This window comes from Clostridium bowmanii (assembly GCF_018861315.1).
In the GTDB taxonomy this organism is placed as follows: domain Bacteria; phylum Bacillota; class Clostridia; order Clostridiales; family Clostridiaceae; genus Clostridium_AD; species Clostridium_AD bowmanii.
Genome location: NZ_JAHLDL010000002.1, coordinates 96556 through 115725, shown reverse-complemented (window position 1 = coordinate 115725; position 19170 = coordinate 96556). Strand labels below are relative to the sequence as shown.

22 protein-coding genes and 2 pseudogenes are annotated in these 19170 nt (G+C 30.1%); 12 read left to right on the top strand and 12 right to left on the bottom strand.

Features of this window, described 5'->3' with window-relative positions; translation table 11 throughout:
- Positions 1–66: 66 nt before the first annotated feature.
- The 4 genes and pseudogenes from KPL51_RS01770 (at position 67) to KPL51_RS01755 (ending at position 3611) form a co-directional block, all read left to right on the top strand.
- A complete protein-coding gene (locus KPL51_RS01770; protein ID WP_216156439.1) occupies positions 67–888 on the top strand; it encodes a CPBP family intramembrane glutamic endopeptidase in 822 nt (273 codons plus the stop codon).
- A 173-nt stretch (positions 889–1061) separates the two neighbouring features.
- Positions 1062–1906 (top strand): annotated as a pseudogene (locus KPL51_RS01765) (ABC transporter ATP-binding protein).
- On the top strand, positions 1906–2637 hold the full coding sequence (locus KPL51_RS01760) for an ABC transporter permease (RefSeq protein WP_216156436.1): 732 nt from the start codon (positions 1906–1908) through the stop codon (positions 2635–2637). The pseudogene KPL51_RS01765 and the gene KPL51_RS01760 overlap by 1 nt, the downstream one beginning before the upstream one ends.
- Before the next feature lie 14 nt (positions 2638–2651).
- Entirely contained in the window at positions 2652–3611 is a 960-nt protein-coding gene (locus KPL51_RS01755; RefSeq protein ID WP_216156433.1) for an alpha/beta fold hydrolase, read from the top strand.
- Between the two features lie 31 nt (positions 3612–3642).
- On the opposite strand, the gene KPL51_RS01750 is transcribed toward KPL51_RS01755, so the two are convergent.
- Both KPL51_RS01750 and KPL51_RS01745 read right to left on the bottom strand, forming a co-directional pair.
- Positions 3643–3957, bottom strand: coding sequence for a YciI family protein (locus KPL51_RS01750; RefSeq protein WP_216156430.1), 315 nt, complete (start codon positions 3955–3957; stop codon positions 3643–3645).
- Positions 3958–4045: 88 nt separating this feature from the next.
- Positions 4046–4348: pseudogene (locus KPL51_RS01745) on the bottom strand (nitroreductase family protein); the annotation flags it as partial.
- Positions 4349–4687: 339 nt separating this feature from the next.
- Between KPL51_RS01745 and KPL51_RS01740 the strand changes: the two are divergent.
- Positions 4688–4849 carry a hypothetical protein gene (locus tag KPL51_RS01740; protein ID WP_216156427.1) on the top strand — a complete coding sequence of 54 codons (162 nt, stop codon included), beginning with the start codon at positions 4688–4690 and terminating at the stop codon, positions 4847–4849.
- 42 nt (positions 4850–4891) lie between these two features.
- Here the strand turns inward: KPL51_RS01740 and KPL51_RS01735 are convergent, their stop codons facing one another.
- The 3 genes from KPL51_RS01735 to KPL51_RS23860 all read right to left on the bottom strand — a co-directional run bounded on the left by KPL51_RS01735 (position 4892) and on the right by KPL51_RS23860 (position 6782).
- On the bottom strand, positions 4892–5056 hold the full coding sequence (locus KPL51_RS01735; RefSeq protein WP_216156424.1) for a hypothetical protein: 165 nt from the start codon (positions 5054–5056) through the stop codon (positions 4892–4894).
- 213 nt (positions 5057–5269) lie between these two features.
- Positions 5270–5521, bottom strand: coding sequence for a DUF308 domain-containing protein (locus KPL51_RS01730; protein ID WP_216156421.1), 252 nt, complete (start codon positions 5519–5521; stop codon positions 5270–5272).
- A 1135-nt stretch (positions 5522–6656) separates the two neighbouring features.
- Positions 6657–6782 carry a hypothetical protein gene (locus KPL51_RS23860; protein WP_263628168.1) on the bottom strand — a complete coding sequence of 42 codons (126 nt, stop codon included), beginning with the start codon at positions 6780–6782 and terminating at the stop codon, positions 6657–6659.
- 417 nt (positions 6783–7199) lie between these two features.
- Between KPL51_RS23860 and KPL51_RS01725 the strand changes: the two genes are divergently transcribed.
- Positions 7200–7370 (top strand): hypothetical protein, encoded by a 171-nt coding sequence (locus KPL51_RS01725; protein ID WP_216156418.1) that lies wholly within the window; start codon positions 7200–7202, stop codon positions 7368–7370.
- 709 nt (positions 7371–8079) lie between these two features.
- Here KPL51_RS01725 and KPL51_RS23855 read toward each other — a convergent pair.
- Together KPL51_RS23855 and KPL51_RS01715 are read right to left on the bottom strand one after the other, a co-directional pair.
- Positions 8080–8241, bottom strand: a complete 162-nt coding sequence (locus KPL51_RS23855; protein WP_224853595.1) for an EAL domain-containing protein — start codon at positions 8239–8241, stop codon at positions 8080–8082.
- A 272-nt stretch (positions 8242–8513) separates the two neighbouring features.
- A complete protein-coding gene (locus KPL51_RS01715; RefSeq protein ID WP_216156414.1) occupies positions 8514–9785 on the bottom strand; it encodes a RidA family protein in 1272 nt (423 codons plus the stop codon).
- Positions 9786–10077: 292 nt separating this feature from the next.
- Between KPL51_RS01715 and KPL51_RS01710 the strand changes: the two genes are divergently transcribed.
- Complete coding sequence (locus KPL51_RS01710) at positions 10078–10896, top strand: GyrI-like domain-containing protein (RefSeq protein ID WP_216156411.1); 819 nt, start codon at positions 10078–10080, stop codon at positions 10894–10896.
- Positions 10897–11239: 343 nt separating this feature from the next.
- Complete coding sequence (locus KPL51_RS01705; protein WP_216156408.1) at positions 11240–13222, top strand: oxidoreductase; 1983 nt, start codon at positions 11240–11242, stop codon at positions 13220–13222.
- Positions 13223–13460: 238 nt separating this feature from the next.
- Here KPL51_RS01705 and KPL51_RS01700 read toward each other — a convergent pair whose 3' ends face one another.
- The 3 genes from KPL51_RS01700 to KPL51_RS01695 all read right to left on the bottom strand — a co-directional run bounded on the left by KPL51_RS01700 (position 13461) and on the right by KPL51_RS01695 (position 14671).
- Entirely contained in the window at positions 13461–13871 is a 411-nt protein-coding gene (locus KPL51_RS01700) for a ferritin family protein (protein ID WP_216156405.1), read from the bottom strand.
- A gap of 58 nt (positions 13872–13929) precedes the next feature.
- Positions 13930–14145, bottom strand: a complete 216-nt coding sequence (locus KPL51_RS23230; RefSeq protein ID WP_376770070.1) for a transcriptional regulator, SarA/Rot family — start codon at positions 14143–14145, stop codon at positions 13930–13932.
- A gap of 340 nt (positions 14146–14485) precedes the next feature.
- Entirely contained in the window at positions 14486–14671 is a 186-nt protein-coding gene (locus KPL51_RS01695) for an alpha/beta-type small acid-soluble spore protein (protein WP_216156402.1), read from the bottom strand.
- A 431-nt stretch (positions 14672–15102) separates the two neighbouring features.
- Between KPL51_RS01695 and KPL51_RS01690 the strand changes: the two genes are divergently transcribed.
- Genes KPL51_RS01690 through KPL51_RS01680 form a run of 3 tightly spaced genes read left to right on the top strand, consistent with a single transcriptional unit; the run spans position 15103 to position 16236 of the window.
- On the top strand, positions 15103–15399 hold the full coding sequence (locus tag KPL51_RS01690) for a hypothetical protein (RefSeq protein WP_216156399.1): 297 nt from the start codon (positions 15103–15105) through the stop codon (positions 15397–15399).
- An 8-nt stretch (positions 15400–15407) separates the two neighbouring features.
- Positions 15408–15899, top strand: coding sequence for a DMT family transporter (locus tag KPL51_RS01685; RefSeq protein ID WP_216156396.1), 492 nt, complete (start codon positions 15408–15410; stop codon positions 15897–15899).
- Between the two features lie 37 nt (positions 15900–15936).
- Positions 15937–16236: an EamA family transporter gene (locus KPL51_RS01680; RefSeq protein WP_216156393.1), complete on the top strand. Its 300-nt coding sequence runs from the start codon at positions 15937–15939 to the stop codon at positions 16234–16236.
- 200 nt (positions 16237–16436) lie between these two features.
- On the opposite strand, the gene KPL51_RS01675 is transcribed toward KPL51_RS01680, so the two are convergent.
- Positions 16437–17195: a formylglycine-generating enzyme family protein gene (locus KPL51_RS01675; RefSeq protein WP_216156390.1), complete on the bottom strand. Its 759-nt coding sequence runs from the start codon at positions 17193–17195 to the stop codon at positions 16437–16439.
- 462 nt (positions 17196–17657) lie between these two features.
- Between KPL51_RS01675 and KPL51_RS01670 the strand changes: the two genes are divergently transcribed.
- Positions 17658–18017: a hypothetical protein gene (locus tag KPL51_RS01670; RefSeq protein WP_216156387.1), complete on the top strand. Its 360-nt coding sequence runs from the start codon at positions 17658–17660 to the stop codon at positions 18015–18017.
- Positions 18018–18342: 325 nt separating this feature from the next.
- On the opposite strand, the gene KPL51_RS01665 is transcribed toward KPL51_RS01670, so the two are convergent.
- Positions 18343–18966: a PhzF family protein gene (locus tag KPL51_RS01665; RefSeq protein WP_224853556.1), complete on the bottom strand. Its 624-nt coding sequence runs from the start codon at positions 18964–18966 to the stop codon at positions 18343–18345.
- Between the last annotated feature and the right edge of the window lie 204 nt (positions 18967–19170).

The following is a 19170-nucleotide window of genomic DNA, read 5'->3' as shown; positions in this document are numbered from 1 at the left end:
GAATCGTGTCAGCCACCTAAGTAAATACTTATAGAATATTGTGGAGAATTAAGGAGGCATGAAAATATGAACCAAAAGAAGCAATCGCTAAAGCTAATCGGACTTTTTCTACTTTACACTTTTTCTATAACATGGTTATGTTGGTCAATTATTATAATAGGGAATAGATATTTTAATGTTCTTTGGTATGGTGAACCATTAAGTTGGATAATTTACATAATTGGAGGTTTGGGACCAGCCATTAGTTCTTATATTTATCGACAGTTCAATGAAGAGTTTGATAAAAGGTCTTTTGTTAAATTTGTTTTCGGTAAAAAAATAAATTTAAGAATATGGTTGATATTTGGATTATATTTTATTTGGCGTTTCTTTATGATTTTGTTTGCCTTTGAAATTAAAAGGCCTATTTCAATTCTATCTCTGCTCATTAATTTACCACTTATTATACCTTTAGGAGGACTTGAGGAATTGGGTTGGCGTGGAATTTTGCAACCTAAATTAGAAAAGGTATTTAACTATTTACCTTCCGTTCTTATTGTAGGAGTTATATGGGGCATATGGCATTTACCATTATGGCTAATGAAAGGGACCGTACAAAGTGGATTCCCATTTGTATTATATTTATTATCTGGAATGATTTTAACTTTCAGCTCTACAACTCTTTATAAATACACTAAGAACATATTTCTGTGCGTATTAAGTCATGCATGGTTTAATGATTGTATTGGGTTAGCTTTATATACGGGCAATAATGGAGCCTTGCAGCTAAATTTAAACTGGAAAGTAAGTGTAGTATTTACCATTGAGCTAATATCATCCTTAATTTTAGGAATAGCATATAATCGTACGAAGTCTATAAAAATTAATAATAAAATCGGCTTGTCATAAATAGACAAGTCAATTTTGTTATGTTTAATCATAAATATCACTTTCAGATATTGAAATTGTAGCAAAACTTAGACATTTTAAAAATCCACATTAAAATTTCCGGGGGTACGTAAATACATTCTTTGAATTTCTGTAATAATTGAATTATGGAAAAACAGAAGGGAGTTTTAAAATTGGGAAATATTATTTCTATGGAAAATGTAGTCAAAGATTTTAAAGATACCAAGGCTTTAAAAAATGTAACTTTTAAGGTGGAGGAAGGTGAAATTTTGGGTTTTTAGGACCAAGTGGTTCAGGGAAAACTACCACTATTAAACTATTAACCTCTCAACTAATACCAACTAGTGGTGATGTTAAAGTGTTTTGTAAAGACGTATATGCTAATAAAAAAGAAATCTTTAAAAACATTGGAGTGTTGTCTGATAATAGTGGAATATATGATAGACTATCGGTTAGAGATAATCTGATGTTATATGCAGATATATACGGTGTTAGAAGGGGAAATGTTGAGGAAATACTAGATAAGGTAGGTATGATCCAGGATATAAAAAAAGAAGCGAAGAAACTTTCTAAAGGCATGAAGCAGAGGCTTATGATAGCTAGAGCAGTGCTACATAAACCTAAATTGCTATTTCTAGATGAGCCTAGCTCTTCATTAGATCCAGGTACAACTCTAGAGGTTCACAAGTTACTTAGAAAGCTTAATGATGAAGGAACTACCATATTTTTGACTACCCACAATATGGAGGAAGCAGATAAACTTTGTAATAGAGTAGCCTTTTTAAATGATGGTGAAATAGTGGAAATAGGAAATCCTAAAGACTTAAAGTTGAAATATACCACTGAAGATATAAAGGTGATCTTAAAAGATAGAAGCAAAGTAATTATGCTTAAGAATGATGCAGAAAGTGCTTTGAAAATTAAAGATTGGATGGAAAATGGTCAATTGATAGCAATTCATTCTATGGAGCCAAGTTTAGAAAAAATATTTCTAAACCTTACAGGGAGGGAATTATAATGGAATTTTCAATAAGAAGAGTAAATGCATTATTTAAGAAGGAAGTAAAGGATTTAATCAAAAATAGGAATGTATCGATTATGTATATATTACCAATTGTCTTCAGTATTATCTTTTCAAAGATGATTGGGAGGGATATATCGAGTAACAATGAAGAAAAGATTAATGTGATAATCACGTGTATAAGTATGAATATTATAATTGTATCTAGCTATGTTATGTCTATGCTTATTGCTGAAGAAAAAGAAAAAAACGCTCTTCGAACCCTTATGATTTCAGGGTTATCACCCCTAGAATTTTTTACTGGGAAGGCGCTTATTACCTTTGTAACAACAGAAATTATAAATGTAGTAATATTTTTTATATTTAATATGAACATTCAGTATTTAGGTGCATATACATTACTAACTACTTTAGTAGTTTTTAGTATGATAGAAATTGGGGGAATAATTGGAATCATATCTCCTAATCAAATGGCCACAGGAGTGGTTGGTATACCCGTGCTTATGATTTTTTATATGATACCAGTGTTTGCAAGTTTCAATATAATAATAGCAAAAGTAGCGAAATTGTTGCCTAATTACAATATGAATATTATTCTACAAAATTTGTTTAAAGGTGAAGGAATTAGCACTGGATTTAGCTACAGCATAACAGTAATTTTGGTTTGGGTAATAATGGCTGCAGCAGCTTTTGCTTATACTTATAATAAAATAGGATTAGATAAATAATGGAGGAACATTATATGATAAAGGCACTAAAAATAGCAAGAAACGTACTCCTAGGGATTATTGGGATTATAGTTGGACTAGTAATTATCTCAGCAGTAACTCATAACATCATGAAATTAATTGAAAAGAACAAATATAAAATTGGTCAGACGATAAATGTAGACGGTAAAAATATGCAAGCTTATGTGACTGGCACAGGAGAAAAAACAATAGTATTATTAAGTGGATTAGGAACCGCTTCACCAATAACAGATTTTATGCCTTTGGCAGAAAGATTAAGTGATGATTATAAAGTTGTAATTCTTGAATGTTTCGGATATGGTTTTAGCGATACGATAAAAGAGGAGCGTTCTAGCGCTAACATTGTAAAAGAAATAAGAACTGCACTGAACGAATTAAAAATTGATGGACCATACATTTTAATGCCCCACTCTATATCGGGTATATATTCTATGTACTATGCAGTAAATTACCCTAAAGAAGTAGAGGCAATTATTTGTATTGACGTATCTACACCGAATCAAACAAAAATCGATAAAAACGCTAATATGTCACCAAATCTGACGTTGCTTAATACGTTTGGAATTGTAAGGGATATTACATACCTTTTGCCAAGTGTTGACGATGGCATGAACAAAAACAACTATTATTCTATTGAACAAGTTAAAATGGAAAAAATGGCAACAGCTTGGAACAGCGGCAATATATCTGTGATAAATGAATTTAATATGGTAAATAAAAACACAGAAGAACTATATGATGTAAAATACCCAAATATATTACCTATCTTATCCTTCTTATCAACGGATTCGATGGACAGCAATAAAAAATGGTTGCCACTTCATAAACAATTAATTTCAAACTCTGATATTCAAAAGATTGAAGTTCTTAGTGGGGATCATTATTTACATTGGACAAACGCAGATAAAATCGCCAAAGTGTCAAAAGAGTTTATTTCTACATACATAAAATAATGTATGCGCCAAACAGAACTTGTCCACTGCGTTACCAATTTCTGTAATGGGGTCGTGTAAACATTGGGCCTACCTTGCAAGGTTTAATCTCAATCTTATCCCAAACCTTTCCAAGTACATATGGTTCTACTTTAAGCCATTCATCCAGCTGACTTCTAGACAGAGAGTCAACTATAAGAACTGAACCTATCATCTTATCATTATCATCCGTTATAGCAGCTGCGAACAAGTGTGTTCCATGGTTAAACATAGACTCCACAAGCGCTAAGTGCTCATCTCTAGCGGCAAGTCTTCTTCCCATAGCTTTTTCGTCAATTCCATCATAGGCAGTAACTAAAAATTGCATAAAGATCACATCCTTTCCATATATTAAAGTTATTAGTTGTACAGTAGATTATATTGCATGACATAATAAATAATCATTACTAAGGCCTCTATTTTATAATATTAATAGTACCTTCCTTTCGTAATGGTCCAATTGTTGGTGTATCAATATATCCAACTATAGCTGATGAACAGATAGTATGTTCTTTTGGAATTCCTAATTCAAAAAGGAATTCACGAAATTTGGAATCATTTCGTAACCAGTGTAACTGATTAATATAGCAAGTACCTAATCCTATAGAATTCGCCGCTAAAAAAAGGTTTTCTAATGCAAGCGAACAGTCTGCCATAGCATTTTCATAATCAGGCTTATTAGATGCAATAATAAGTGTAGGCGCATGGTAGAAAAAATGGCAATCTTTTTTTTCTGCTTATACCTTCAATATTATCTATTAGTAGTATTACCTTTTTATTTTTTGTTTAAATTTCCCTTCAAGAATTTTAAAGCATATATCTTAATTGATTACCCTCAATTATATTAATATGTTGTTGAAATTTGTAGAAATATCATTAAAAACCAGGTCAGAGTATTACAAAAAATTTCCATGTTTCATGATATAATTAGATAAATACAAAATATAAAAATTGTGATAAACATTTTTTGTTTAGAATGAATTTTATATTTTATATAGAATTAATAAAATATTATAAAATAATGAGGTGTTTTTATTAATAGAATTAGGTTTAACAATATGAGTATACTGGCACAAATAAATTATATTAACAATGAACTTGTAAAAGGTAATACAATAGCTAATATATATGAGTGTATTGAAAAGAATAGCAAGCATGAAATAATATCAGGGGGTTTCAATAATAAGGACGAGAAGTTAGAAATAAATAAAGGAGCTTAATGTAGAATAAAGTGTTTTATATCACTTTTGGGTGGTGTCATTTCATTTGGTTTTATACTTAGACCATAGTTTCTTTATAGATTCTAAAAATACTGCAATAAGCCACACTATTAACGCAACTATTTTTATAATGCTATTATTTGGTAAATATGCTGTAAAAACAAATAATATAGAAGCAATAAGCTTAAATATGAAACTTTTTTTCATAAAAATAATACAAACCTCCTGAAAAAATTATTTCACCAGTACCTAAATGAGGGGTAGTGCTCGCAAAACGCGTACCTCCTCATATTTCTAATTACCTCATAATTTTAAATATTACATATATTCCATAAAAGACATACAACATAATATTATCTTGAATGCCTCTTTTAAATTTTTATAAATAGAATTTATTATATAAGTTTCTAAAAATTTTACTTATACATTCCTAAAAAATTTTGTAAATATAGAAATAAAGATCATAAATAATCCACATAAGAATAAAAAAGTTGCTTCTCTTTTTTTATTCTTAATATATGAGGAATACCCATCTAATATACTCATGCTACCTAATAATGTAACTACAATCGATACTGAAATTCCTCTATTAATAATATTGCAAATGCTTAAAACCACCAATATAATACTAATTACTGAAATTACTGTCTTAATAACATTAAAATTTTTCAACTTACTACCCCCAAATAAAATAATCTCCTAAATTTACAACGACTATGAAACAAAACATTTACCTAATTATACTACTAAACACAAAAATAAACAGGTTATCTACACCTGACCTAGCATAAATAATCAGTTAAAAATCATATCATGAATTGGAAATATTCATGACTTTTGTTTACTCCTATAATTAGCTTATACCTCATTGTTTCAGTTTTATCCATGATCGAAATTTCTTTCAATCACACTAATTATTTAATCCATAGTTTATGAATTTACGTATCAATTTTTATTTTCTTTTTCATCCTCTTTATTGGCTATATAACCTAAGATTATTGTTAAAATGCAGCCTAAAATTCCTATTATAATTGGAGATATAGTTGATTCCATAATCATTATTCTCCTTCTAAATTTTCGTCCAATATTCTACAAATTCCAATTAACTTATTTTTTAATTGTACCATATATTCCATATGACAATTTTTCAGTTCAAACCGATATCTACCATATAACATAAAAAACGTTATCTTTCTATACAAATGGATCATAGGTAGCTGATGCAAGTATTTGATATTTAGGAAATACTATAACATATATCGTTTATTATGTTGAATGGTTATGGAGAAGATCCTAAAAAGTAATAATAAATTCCCAATATAGAATATGACAAAACATTAAAATTATTGGTATATACAAATGAACCTAATAGAATAAGCATTAATATTCCAATAATGAGTGTTATTATTACGCTTCTAAATGTCATAGACCTCGCCCTTTTCGTAAATACTGTGTTAATATCTTTTTTTATCAAAACATTAGAACCAATTCATAGTTCTGATATATACTTGATTCGTCTAAGATTACAAAGCTGTATAAATCATATATCTAAAATATATACTTATAGGTATATTATAACATGATTTCTATATTTTAGTAAAAATAGCCAATAGAATAAATTTAAAATGGTTTATTTAAAATAAATTATACCGCTATCTATATTTAAAAATGGGGTAGTCTCTTTAAGATTGCATTGCTCTCTATAAAAATTGTATTAATATAGCTAAAGTTTGTGTTTCTATACAAACACTAACTTTATAAATAAGTATAAAAAAAGAAGCAAATTTTATGCTCCCTTTTTTTGTACTTATTTATTAGTTTTTCTTCTTAACAATTCTTCTTCCTTAATAGTAAACTCTTTTTTTGTTATAATCCCTTCATCCAATAAATCCTTATATTTCATAATTTCATCTATTATAATTTGTTTTTCCATTAAACTTCCCCCCGGTTGTTTTATTTTTTTTCAATTTTTAATAATGTAACAATAATATGTATTATACCATATTATTGTTACATTGCAAACGTACATTCGTATTTTTATTGCATGGACTTTTATGTAACTGTCGGTTTATTCAATCATTCGTATTTTAAATTTATTTACATTGATTCATAATGCTTTAAAAATAATAAAAGTATTAAAAGATAAAAGTACCAAAAGATAAAAGTACCAAAAGATATTTACATATTATATTGAATGCCTCTTACTCAATTAAATTTGTGAATTTTTTTATATGAGATATTCATTATTAATAGTATAATTAAGTTAATCTTCACAGTAATACATGGAAAATCAAATCACCGCTATAGCTTAGATAGTTGAATCACAATAATATTATAAAGGAGTACATATATGAGTAATATTTCGTCTACTACAGTCATTATTGTAGGTCTTATAGCTATTATTCTTTTGGCATTTAGGCAAAGAAAAGTGGTTAGTAGCCATAGAGGATTACTAAATATAGTTTCCTTTGTAATTGTTGCAATCATGATTATTTTTGCTATATTTCACCTCTTTTTTTAAGAGCGTAATTCTAAGGAGTGTAGTAACCTCAAAAAAATATAGAATAAGTATCATTAAATAAATATAGCCAGAGTTCGTTATTTGAATAGGTTTGGATTCAGATGACGCAACAAATGTTTTTACGAATTGATTAAATAAACCTCAATAATTGAAATACTATATGCGGAGGTAACTATGAAAAGAATATCAATATTAATTATATTTGAAGGTATTTAAACTGCTTTTACAACACATCCTAATGATAATTTACATTTAATTAGTTTAATTAATTTAATTATAGGAATTATAACTATTTGCATAGGTGTCAGTCTGTTGTCAAAACGGAAATATTCTTATTATTCTGCGATAATAGCCTATATCATAAAAATTATCATTTTAATTTATTATGTATTTCTTCTAATCAATGGATTTGAATTTGCACCAGTGTACTTAATTGTTATTATGGCTTGCCTTTATATTGGTATAATTGTCTGTATTAAAAATAGGAAAATGGAGTTTAGATAATTAACTATGTTATCTTATATATATGATTTAAACTAATTAGAGTGATTTCGAATTTTTAGTTTATGTCGTATCAAGTCCCCCCCATATCATATGATATGGGGGGGGGGACTTGCTTTAAGTGTATATTGATATTCTGAATGTAACACAATGGAAGTAAATAGAACAAACTGGAAACAGTTTCTTCTTGCTAAATAGATGCAACGTACTATACTATTTTAAGCAACTTATTTATTTCTACTTCTTGAACTGGTTTAGATACAAGATATCCCTGAAACATATCACAGCCATGTTTCTTTAAATAATCCAATTGCTCCTTTGTTTCAACCCCTTCTCCTATAACTGTTAACCCTAGCTTCTTCGCTAGTATAATTATAGTACAATGATGTGGACTGTTGTTGTAACGAGTATGATGACCTTACCCAGTTTTTTTGTTATGCCCGGAAACTAAAAAAGCATCAAGATCTCTGCTGTAATCAGCTAAAATCTCAATGTTTTTTCATCTGCTCTATTAAAAAAACAGAAGCTGTCTCAATTTTCATTTAGACAGCTTCTGTTTATGATAAGGATATGCGATTTCGCATTCACCGTCATTATTAACAAGTAACTTTGATAGTTCCTGTATTTACAAACAAATGCCTATTATGCTTGTGGAGGTGTTCCTTCAGCATTTGCTACAACTGCATCGATTTGGACTAAAGCATCGTTAGGTAAAACTGATACTCCAACCACTGTTCGTGCAGGAACACCGCCTGGGAAGAATGTTGCGTAAACTTCGTCAACAGCATCAATATCTACAATATTTTTAAGGAAGATATTCACTTTAACCACATCATCCATAGCGTGGTCCACACTTTCTATAATTGCCTTGATATTTTTTAAGCACTGGTAAGCCTGCTCTTTTACACCACCAGCTACCATATCAAAAGTTTTTGGATCGATTGGCAATTGAGCTGAAATATGATTGTAATGAGAAAAAGCTACAGTTTGTGTAGATAGAGAACTTTTTGGTGCATTTTTCGTATTGTTTGCTTCTATAATTAGTCCATGTCTGTCTTCAACAAGTTGTGGTGGTGTACCATCTCCGTGTGACACCACTGCTTCAATTTGTACCAAAGCATCCATTGGCAGCGCTGAAACTGCAACTGTTGTCCGTGCAGGTACATAAGCTACGGCTCTTGCGATAGCGGAGTCTGGGAAAAATGTTGTATAAACTTCATTTACGGCTTCAATATCCGAGAAGTTTTTAAGGAAGATGTTAATTTTAACAATATCGTCAAAAGGAACATCGATACTTTCTAAAATTGCCTTAATATTCTTTAAGCACTGTCCAGCTTGCTCTTTTACACCGCCCACTACCAATCTACCAGATTTTGCATCGATAGGTAATTGTGCTGAAATATTATTGTAATGAGAAAAAGCTACAGCTTGCGTAGATAGAGCACTTGTTGGCGCATTAGCTGTGTTATTTGTAAGCTTTATAAGGTCTCCTGATTGTGGTGCGTTTGGAATTGTACCTTCACCATTTGTAACAAGTGCATCAATTTGCACCAAAGCATCCATAGGCAAAGCTGCAACTGCGACTACCGTCCTTGTAGGAACATAGCTTGTGAAGAATGTTTTATAAACTTCGTCTACAGCGTCAATATCTTTGATATTCACAACAAATACAGTGATTCTAACAACATCGTTCATAACATGGTCGATGCTTTCTACAATTGCCTTGATATTTTTAAAGCACTGCTTCGCCTGCTCTTTTACCCCACCAGCTACCAATTCTCCAGATTTTGAATCGATTGGTAATTGAGCTGAAAGATTATTGTAATGAGAGTAAGCTACAGTTTGTGAATATGGACCGATACCTTTTGGAGCATTTTCCGTATTTCTTGCTAATACTGCGTTATATCCGCTCATGATAGTATTCCCCTTTTGTACTATTTATTGATAGAATCTTTAAAATTCATCTAAGCAAATCATAAACCTTGGACTAGCTCTAATGTCAATAGATATAATTATTTTTGCACAACATTTTTTAAAATGACTGCGCCAGTAAAAGTAAAACTCTATAAAATAGAGTATAAACCTTAGAACAGGTCTAATGTAAATAAGTTACATTCATATTTTTAAATAGCTTTAATGTTACTTAGTGGTTTATAATAATAGTGATAAATAGTTTAATATTTATAGAATGGAAGTGACAAACATTATGAAGGATACTTTTTTAATTGGAGAATTAGCCAAGCTTTTTAATATAAGCACAGATACCTTAAGGCATTATGACAAAATTGATCTTTTAAAACCTAATTGTGATGTTGTAAATAAATACAGATTCTATAGTGTTCGGAATTTTTTCAAACTAAGCAGAATCCTATTTTTTAAAAATCTTGATATTTCATTACAGGATATTAAAAAATATATGAATAATAAAAATACAAATAACTTAATGACCTTACTAAAAAATAAAGAAGAGGAAATTGATGTAAAAATAAATAAGTTAGTCAATTTAAAAAACAAAATAAATACAAAACTTGAGCTACTCGGAAATATAAAACATGAGCTGAATATTGTAAAGATAAAGCGCTTGCCTGAAAGAATTGGAGTGGTTTTAGACATTAAAGATAGCAAAAACGAGTACGAACTTAAAGAATCCGTTAAAAAAAACGAAAAATATTTAAAGCTCAGTTCCTGGCTTATTGAAGGTCAAGTATACACTTCTCTTTCAAGAGAAAACATGACAAGTGGAAATTTCAATAAATTTAAATATTTCATCGAAATCTTGTCAACTGAAAATATAATAGAGTTGGATTTGATAACGATTCCAGAAAATGAGTTTGCTTGTGTTGTTTTTTTAGGACCCTATAAAGATATCGAAAATTACTATACCGTTCTTATTGGATGGATTGAAGAAAACGGATACGAAATATTGGGAGACTCTATAGAAAAAAATATAGTAGATTATGACTTTTCAGATTCTGAAAATGAATATGTATCTGAAATACAAATACCTATTAGAAAACTGTTATAACTATATGTTACATTCTTGATAATAAAATAGGATTTAAACAGTTTTTAAATGAATCTTAAATTGGCTCCTTTATTTTTATTATATTATGATTTGTTTTTCTATGTGATATATTGAGATTACTATATTTGTAAGAATGATTTTAGTGTAATTTTCATCTCCAAAATTCGTAAATATTATTTGATAACATGAGGAATAATGCGATATGATGACCTCTCACCGTATCATAGTACAGAAAAGGTTTACATTGAAATTTCTAGATTTGATTCTTATAAATTTAAGTGTTAAGATTTTAACATATTCAATTCGTCAAACTGATTTTGTTAAACATTAAGGAGGGATTTTTGTGAACAAGTATCAAAAACTTTTTGAACCACTGTCAATAGGAAAGCTTAAATTAAAAAATAGAATTTCCATGGCGCCAATGGGATTAGTTTTTTATTCTGACCCAAACGGTGGTTTTAATGAAAATGCGCAAAACTATTATGTAGAACGTGCTAAAGGTGGTACTGGGTTAATTATTACTGGTATCTGTAACATAGATTACAATGAAGTGGAAGATCTGATAATGCCATGTCCAACATACAGACCTGCGTTATTTTGTAGTTCTGTGGCATCTATGATTGAAAGAATTCATGCTTATGATACTAAAATAATGTTACAGCTTACAGGTGGGTTAGGTCGTTCTGCAATTCCAGGACTTGTAAAAAAACATATAGCTCCATCTATTAATGAAAATCGTTTTGATCCAAGTATAATTCATCGAGAAATGACAACTGAAGAGATTCAAGTTTTAATTAATAATTTTATAAAATCTGCTGCAATTGCTAAACAAGGCGGTTTTGATGGTGTTGAAATCCATGCAGTACATGAAGGATACTTACTTGATCAATTTGCCATCAGTTTTTATAATAAACGTACCGATGAATACGGCGGAGATTTAAGGGCAAGATTAAAAATCGCAACTGATGTTGTAAAAGGTGTGAAAAAAGCTTGTGGTGAAGACTTCCCAGTATCTTTGCGCTTTAGTGTTAAATCCTTTATAAAAGCTCTTCGCCAGGGTATATTACCTGGAGAAGAAGCAAAAGAACAAGGAAAAGATTTAGAAGAAGGTCTAGAAGCTGCAAAGATTTTAGTAGAAGCTGGGTATGATATGCTAAATGTTGATGCAGGAACTTATGATTCGTGGTACTGGAATCACCCACCAATGTACTTTGAAAAGGGAATGTATCGTGAATTTGGAAGAGCTGTAAAAAAAGCAGTTGATGTACCTGTTATACTTGCAGGTAGATTAGATAATCCTGATATTGCAATGGATGCACTTAATGGTTGTTGTGATATAGTATCATATGGACGACCACTTCTTGCAGATCCTTATCTTCCAGAGAAAATTCGTACAGGCAATTTTAAAGATATTCGTCCTTGCCTTTCTTGTCACGATGGATGTATGGGAAGAATTGCCACAGGGTCTCCATTGTCCTGCGCAGTTAATCCTGCTTGTGGAAGAGAAAAAAAATATGGGTTAGTAAGTACTGATTCGCCAAAGAAAGTATTAGTAATTGGTGGTGGACTTGCAGGTATGGAATGCGCACGTACGGCAACAATTCGTGGTCATAAAGTAACCATAGTTGAAAAATCCAGTAAACTAGGCGGAAATATTATTCCAGGTTCTGTTCCAGATTTTAAAACTGATGACAGAGAATTAATTAAATGGTACGAATACCAATTAGAAAAACTTAGTATAAATGTTATAATGAATACACCAGTAGATAAAGCATATGTTGAAAGCTTTGATGCCGATATAATTGTAGTTGCAACTGGTTCATCTCCAATTAATATTAATTTTGGAAGCGAAAATAATGTATATACTGCAAATGATGTGTTACTAGATGTATCCAAGGCAGGCAATAAAATAGTTGTTGTTGGTGGAGGACTTGTAGGCTGTGAGGCTGCCTTATGGTTAGCACAGATGGGTAAAAAAGTAAGTGTAGTTGAAATGCAAAGTGATATTTTAGGTGGACCTCATGGAATGCCTATGATGAATTATTCAATGTTAGTTGAGCTTTTAGCATTTAATAATGTAGATGTTTATAAAAATACAAAAGTTGAAAAAGTAAATAAACATTCAGTAGTTATAAATAATGCAGAAGGTCAAGCAGAAATTTCAGCTGATACAGTTATTACCGCTGTGGGTTACCGTCAAAAGAATGATTTATATAATAGTCTTAATGCTGGTGAAAAGGTACTTTATAACATAGGAGATTCTAGAGAAGTTCATAATATTATGAATGCAATTTGGAGTGGTTATGAATTGGGAAGAAGTATCTAGATATAAATTTAAATTTAATATAAGAATACAAAGACCACAGAATGTAATATATCTGTGGTTTTTAGCACCCATTATATATACTGCTAATAGTTTAGTGCTTAGGTTTCATATTTTTATTTAGATTGTTTGGAAACCAGCTTTTTTTAATGTTATTCCATAGGTTATCCAGTTAGGAATCCAGTTCTTTACTTATAATCCCCTTCCAGAGATTAGAAGTGAAGCTTTTATTAAACTACATTTATGACTTTATCATTTTACTCATTAAATTTCCATGTAAATTCTCATCATCAATAATTTTTTGTATATCAGGAAATTTCATCACTAGTGGAAGATAGTCCTTCGCAGCCTTGAACTCACCTTTTCCAATAGTGTTAAGCAGGTACTTTTCTCCAAATACTTTATATGTAATAGTAACAACTAAAGTCTTAAAGTTTTTTGCTTCTAGTTTTTCACCTGTATATTTTCTCAGAATACTAGCATGTTTTCCTTCATCGGCTGCAATTTTTAAGAAAATTTCTTTATTCTTAATTTCTTTTGTCATGACTGATAACTTACGATATAGTACTACCGCATCTAATTCACCCTGTTGTGCCTTTATAAGTTGTTTTTTTTCTTCTTCTGTAATTTTAATATGTGACTGAGCTTTCATTGGTCATCCCGCCTTTATGTTTATTTTATAATTTCTCTAGCAAACTGTTTCGCAAGATTTAGGTCCTCTGCGTTGGGTCTGCCTTTATGAAATTTTGAAAACCCTCCTCTTCTCCAATTTGTTTAACTGTTATCTTTCCTTTTTCCCAAAATACTAACATAGTTGCATACTGAGTATAAGTTATATTATATTTATCAAGAACTGGTTTATATAATTTAATGACTTCTCTCGATGTCGCATATAATGAAAACCATAACTGATTGTCCAATTTAATATTTTAATATTTATTCATAATTAATCTCTCTATATAAAAACAGTTTAATGCAATTCAATTTAATTCAATTTAATTCATGTATTGAGTATATCTTTTATTATTTTGATTGTCAATTTAATTTTTCGTTGCAATTCTATTAAAAACGATATTTCCAGCACATTAGTAAAAGCCCCTCAGCTTCTAATTCATAAATGGTCTACAGTGTATTTCTAATTACTGCATATAATAGTAAAAATTATTACACTATAACCTATTCTTAGAATATTAAAAGGTACCTATATGGGAGCACTTTAAGAAATGTGTCTACCCTATAGATACCCGTTTAATGTTTACAAGTTAATTATAAGTTTTTTTCGTAAGACTCAACCATTTTTTTAACCATTTGTCCGCCTACGGATCCGTTCTCTCTTGAAGTTAAATCTCCATTATATCCTTCTGAAAGATTAACTCCTACTTCTTTAGCCGCTTCCATTTTAAACTTGTTTAAACCTTCTCTTGCTTGTGGAACTAAATTTCTATTTGACATGTTATTTGCCTCCTTTTTATTTAATAATGATTTTCATTTACACTATTATTTTGCGCATTAGTATAAAGAATATTCTTAGTAATTTATGGTTAATTTAAGATACAAAACAAACAAGCATTATTAAGGTAAAAGGATATACTTTATTTTATACTGTACCCAAAGATAAGGAGTCCAAACGACATATCCGATTTGTCAGTTGGACTCCTATACCATTATAAAGCTTAATATTTGTAATATTTCTTGTTATGTATTACGTTAAATTAACACTGTCTATTGGTTGATAGTGTAAACACTATCTTTGTTTTATTTATTTAAATCCTTGTATTTGCAAGGCTTCAAGCTACCTTTATAACAAAAAAATAATGACCCCCTCTTTTTTGGTATAATTGTTGTATCTCAACCCAACAAAATTCCAAAAGGAAGGTGTCATCATGAGTACAATTATATCAATATTAGTTAAATATAATCAACTATTACTTTCTCAAATAAATCAATTACTTATTTTTATTGCGAAAAATATACCTCTTAGTAAACCGAAATACGATATAACAAGCCCTAAATACAATAAACATGCTGTAGATAAAGTACCTATCATAAAGATCTTTAAAAGACTTGATTACAAACAACTATTAACTGAGACTTTCATTTGTCCATTTTGTAGACACGTCCTAAGTAAGAAAAAGGACCGTAAAAATTTTTATATCCATAAATGTATTAATAAAATATGAATCACAAAATGAATACGCTACCAATTTTATCAGCAATACTTACATCATCAATTTTTGGTTTAAGTTTTTTATTTTCTAAAAAAGCATTAAACATCGTAGATCCTTTTACTTTACTACCTTTTCGCTTTCTCGTAGCCTTTTTAATCATCTCCATACTTATATTCTTTGGGGGTATAAAAATAAATTATAAAGACAAAAACATAAAAAGCTTGCTTTTTCTTAGCTTGGCGCAACCAATAGTCTATTTCATCTTTGAAACCTTTGGAATTCAGTATTCTTCCTCATCTCAAGCCGGTCTAATGATTGCACTTATTCCTATATTTGTAACAATTTTATCCGCGTACATTTTAAAAGAAACCCCATCAATAAAACAGTGTGGCTTTATATTCCTCTCTGTTAGTGGAGTAGTATTTATTGTACTTATGAATGGATCAAACTCTTCAGGAAGTTTATTGGGTGTATTTCTATTACTTGGAGCAGTGCTTTCTGCGTGTGTTTAATATCCTATCAAGGAAGTTCTCTAAAAAGTTCAGCCCCATGGAGCTAACTTATGCCATGATGGCAATGGGCGCAGTGTTTTTCAATCTTGTTTCTGTATATAATCATATAAGATCTAACACATTAAACCAGTATTTCACACCTTTAAAGAATAAGAATTTTCTAATCTCCCTGGCATATTTGGGAATATTGTCTTCCATAATTGCTTTCTTTTTGACTAACTTTACTTTGTCTAGAATAGAGGCTTCAAAATCTGCAATTTTTGTTAATTTATCTACTATTGTTTCAATAATAGCTGGTGTTGTATTGCTTAATGAATACTGGGGTCGTGTCAGCTAGAATACAGTGATATAATTGGAGTAAATAAAATTATAATAAAGTGATTATACTTAGGGAATACAATGGCTAATGGCTTTTATATTTCCAGGACTATAGGAGGAAACTTAATGGAACCTAAATATGCTGTGCTTCAAAAGGTAAGGAATTTAGACTGTCTCTTCTTTACACATAAACTCAACTGTTATATGAACTTCTTCTTTTCAGAAAGATTTAGCCAAACGAAATCCTAAATCATCTATTCCAAATGAAGGATGCCCACGACGACGGCAAGTAGCTCCGCATCCTCTAGCTTGTTCAGCCCAACTTCCACCACGAAAAATACGATATTGATCATATGTTTTTTCATCATACAAATCCCAGCACCATTCCCATGTGTTTCCTAGCATATCATATAGTTCCCAATCATTAGGATTTTTTTTACCCACCTCATGGAGCCTGCCTTCTGAATTCTCACAATACCAAGCAATGTCCTCTATTCCGCCATACCTATACCCGGTTGATGTAGATTTACAAGCATACTGCCATTCTGCATCTGTCGGTAACCTATATCCATCGGCATTCCAATCACAAAACACATTACTACCATTTAATTCAAAAGTATAACATTCATTCAATCCACATTCCTTTGAAAGTAGATTGCAAAATAAAATAGCATCGTACCAAGATACATTAACAATTGGTGTATAATTTACCTCTACATTATCTTGTGCCTTATGTAAGATTACTTCATACAAGTTTTTTGTAACTGGATATTTAGCAAGAAGAAAAGGCTTAATTTCAAGTTTTCTTTTAATTTCTGTCAAATTTCCCTTTTGTCCTGATATGCTCATTTTAGAATCTGAACTATGCCATTTATGCTCATCCCGATAGTCCCTCAAATATTCAACTCCACCAGGAATACGCATCATTTGTTTATTTAAATAATTATTTGTATTACTATCTATCGATTTCACTCCCATAACCTTAAATTCACTATTCTTTTCATTTTGTATATGTGTTAAATTATTTTATCGCAACCATAAGCATACCTAACCAGTTCCATATGCTCAAATAATGATTCTTGAGTCAGAAAATCTGCCTCTATTTTTGTATAACAATCTCTACGAGTGATGGAGGAGGTTCTTATAATGAAAATTGTTGCATAAATCGATATTTTTATAGCTTTATTATTCTGGATTCACCTTTCATATTATAAAATGATGCTTCAGCTTCATCTGCACATAATGAAAAACAAAGAGAATACTAATATTAATAGGATATCTTTTTAATATGTGTTTAGATAATCTGTTTATACTAATTTATTTTTATTAATCATTTCCAATTTTATGGTAATTATAGTATACTTATATAAGTTTAATATAACTAATACAATAATAAACCAATGACAAGACTAAATGCATACCTATGAGGGGGAGATATTAATGAATGATTCACACTTACGCATAAATTCTAATAAAGCTATAGCAACTTCAAAAGAAGCAAATTTAATAATTAAATTCTTTACTGGTGTAGAGGATGCTGATGCTGCACAACAAATGTTTGTAGATATACAAGCTCATTTTGATAAAAAAGGTACACATTTAGAGATTGATGCAGTTGTTTTTTGGCATTATTTACTAGACCGTAAACCATATCAACAAATCATAAAAAAAAGTAAAAATGTTAGATATTATGATTTTAAAAAAATAATTAAAAACAAGGGAATAAACAGTTATGAACAATTGGTTGAAGCTGCTAATGATTATAACAATAAATATAAATATAAATATAAATATTATTAAGAATTATAAAAAAAATAAATAAAGGTGTAGAAACTTAATTATAAATAAAAGATTAATGCGATCTTTCAAAATCCTTTTCCACTTAATCTATCCTCTAATGTAGCTTAATATATGAGTTTATTTAAGGTGACCTATTCTTTTAGAGCTTCATGTTTACGGTCTGTATTTTGTTCCTTGGTGCTGACTCTGATATTATGTGACTTGCTACATAATGCCAGTTATGTGAGGTAATTCAAAATAGAGTATTAAGGCAATAAAAGCCTTGCAATACAAAGTAAAAATCTGATATTACCTCACATAATTTTTTGAATTTGTAATGGCAATTCTATTCCATAAACTCCGGAAATGATTTCTTCACTGTCTCGCTTGATTCATTTACAGGAATTACGTTTGGAATTTTACTGCTAATTTCTGCAACTTTTTTAAAGTCTGGATTTATAGAATTTAGTATATCCATATTTTTAATAGGTACAAATATATCCCTAAGGCCTGTGGATACAATCTGTACTGGTAGCTCTTCCAAGATTTCAGCTGTAGTAATGTTCAAGGAATCTGCAATTTCATTCTTGCTTACTATTTCATAATAGTTTGGAGTATTTTGTTCCATCATAATTAATAAGTCTTCCTTTAATTCCACATTTAAAACTCCAGTTTTGGTTTCTTGAGAATATTTTCCCAACTTAATGTAACCTTGTCTTGAGAGTGTATAGAATGTTGCTATTGTTGAATGACCGCAAATATCAACTTCTTCATTAGGTGTAAAAAATCTTACCTTGAAATCTGCCAGATCTGACTTCATTACAAAAGCAGTTTCACTAAAACCAATTATACCTGCAATCTTTTTCATGTCATTTTCTGATAAATCATCAGCATTAAGCACAACTCCGGCGGGGTTTCCTCCCTCAATTGATTTTGCAAATGAGTTTAATGTATAAGCTTTTACCTTCATAAATCATTCCCCCTAGTAATCACAAAATTTTACTCTTCAGCCACAATGTTAACACCATTTTAAACACTTGCCTCAAATATAAAAAGTTTTATAAAAGTGATACAACCAATGTCGTGAAAATGGAAATTTTCACGACATTTTAACATCATCTACAACTATCCTATATCCACTGCAATCTTCTAAAGTGAATCCCAATTTCTCTTA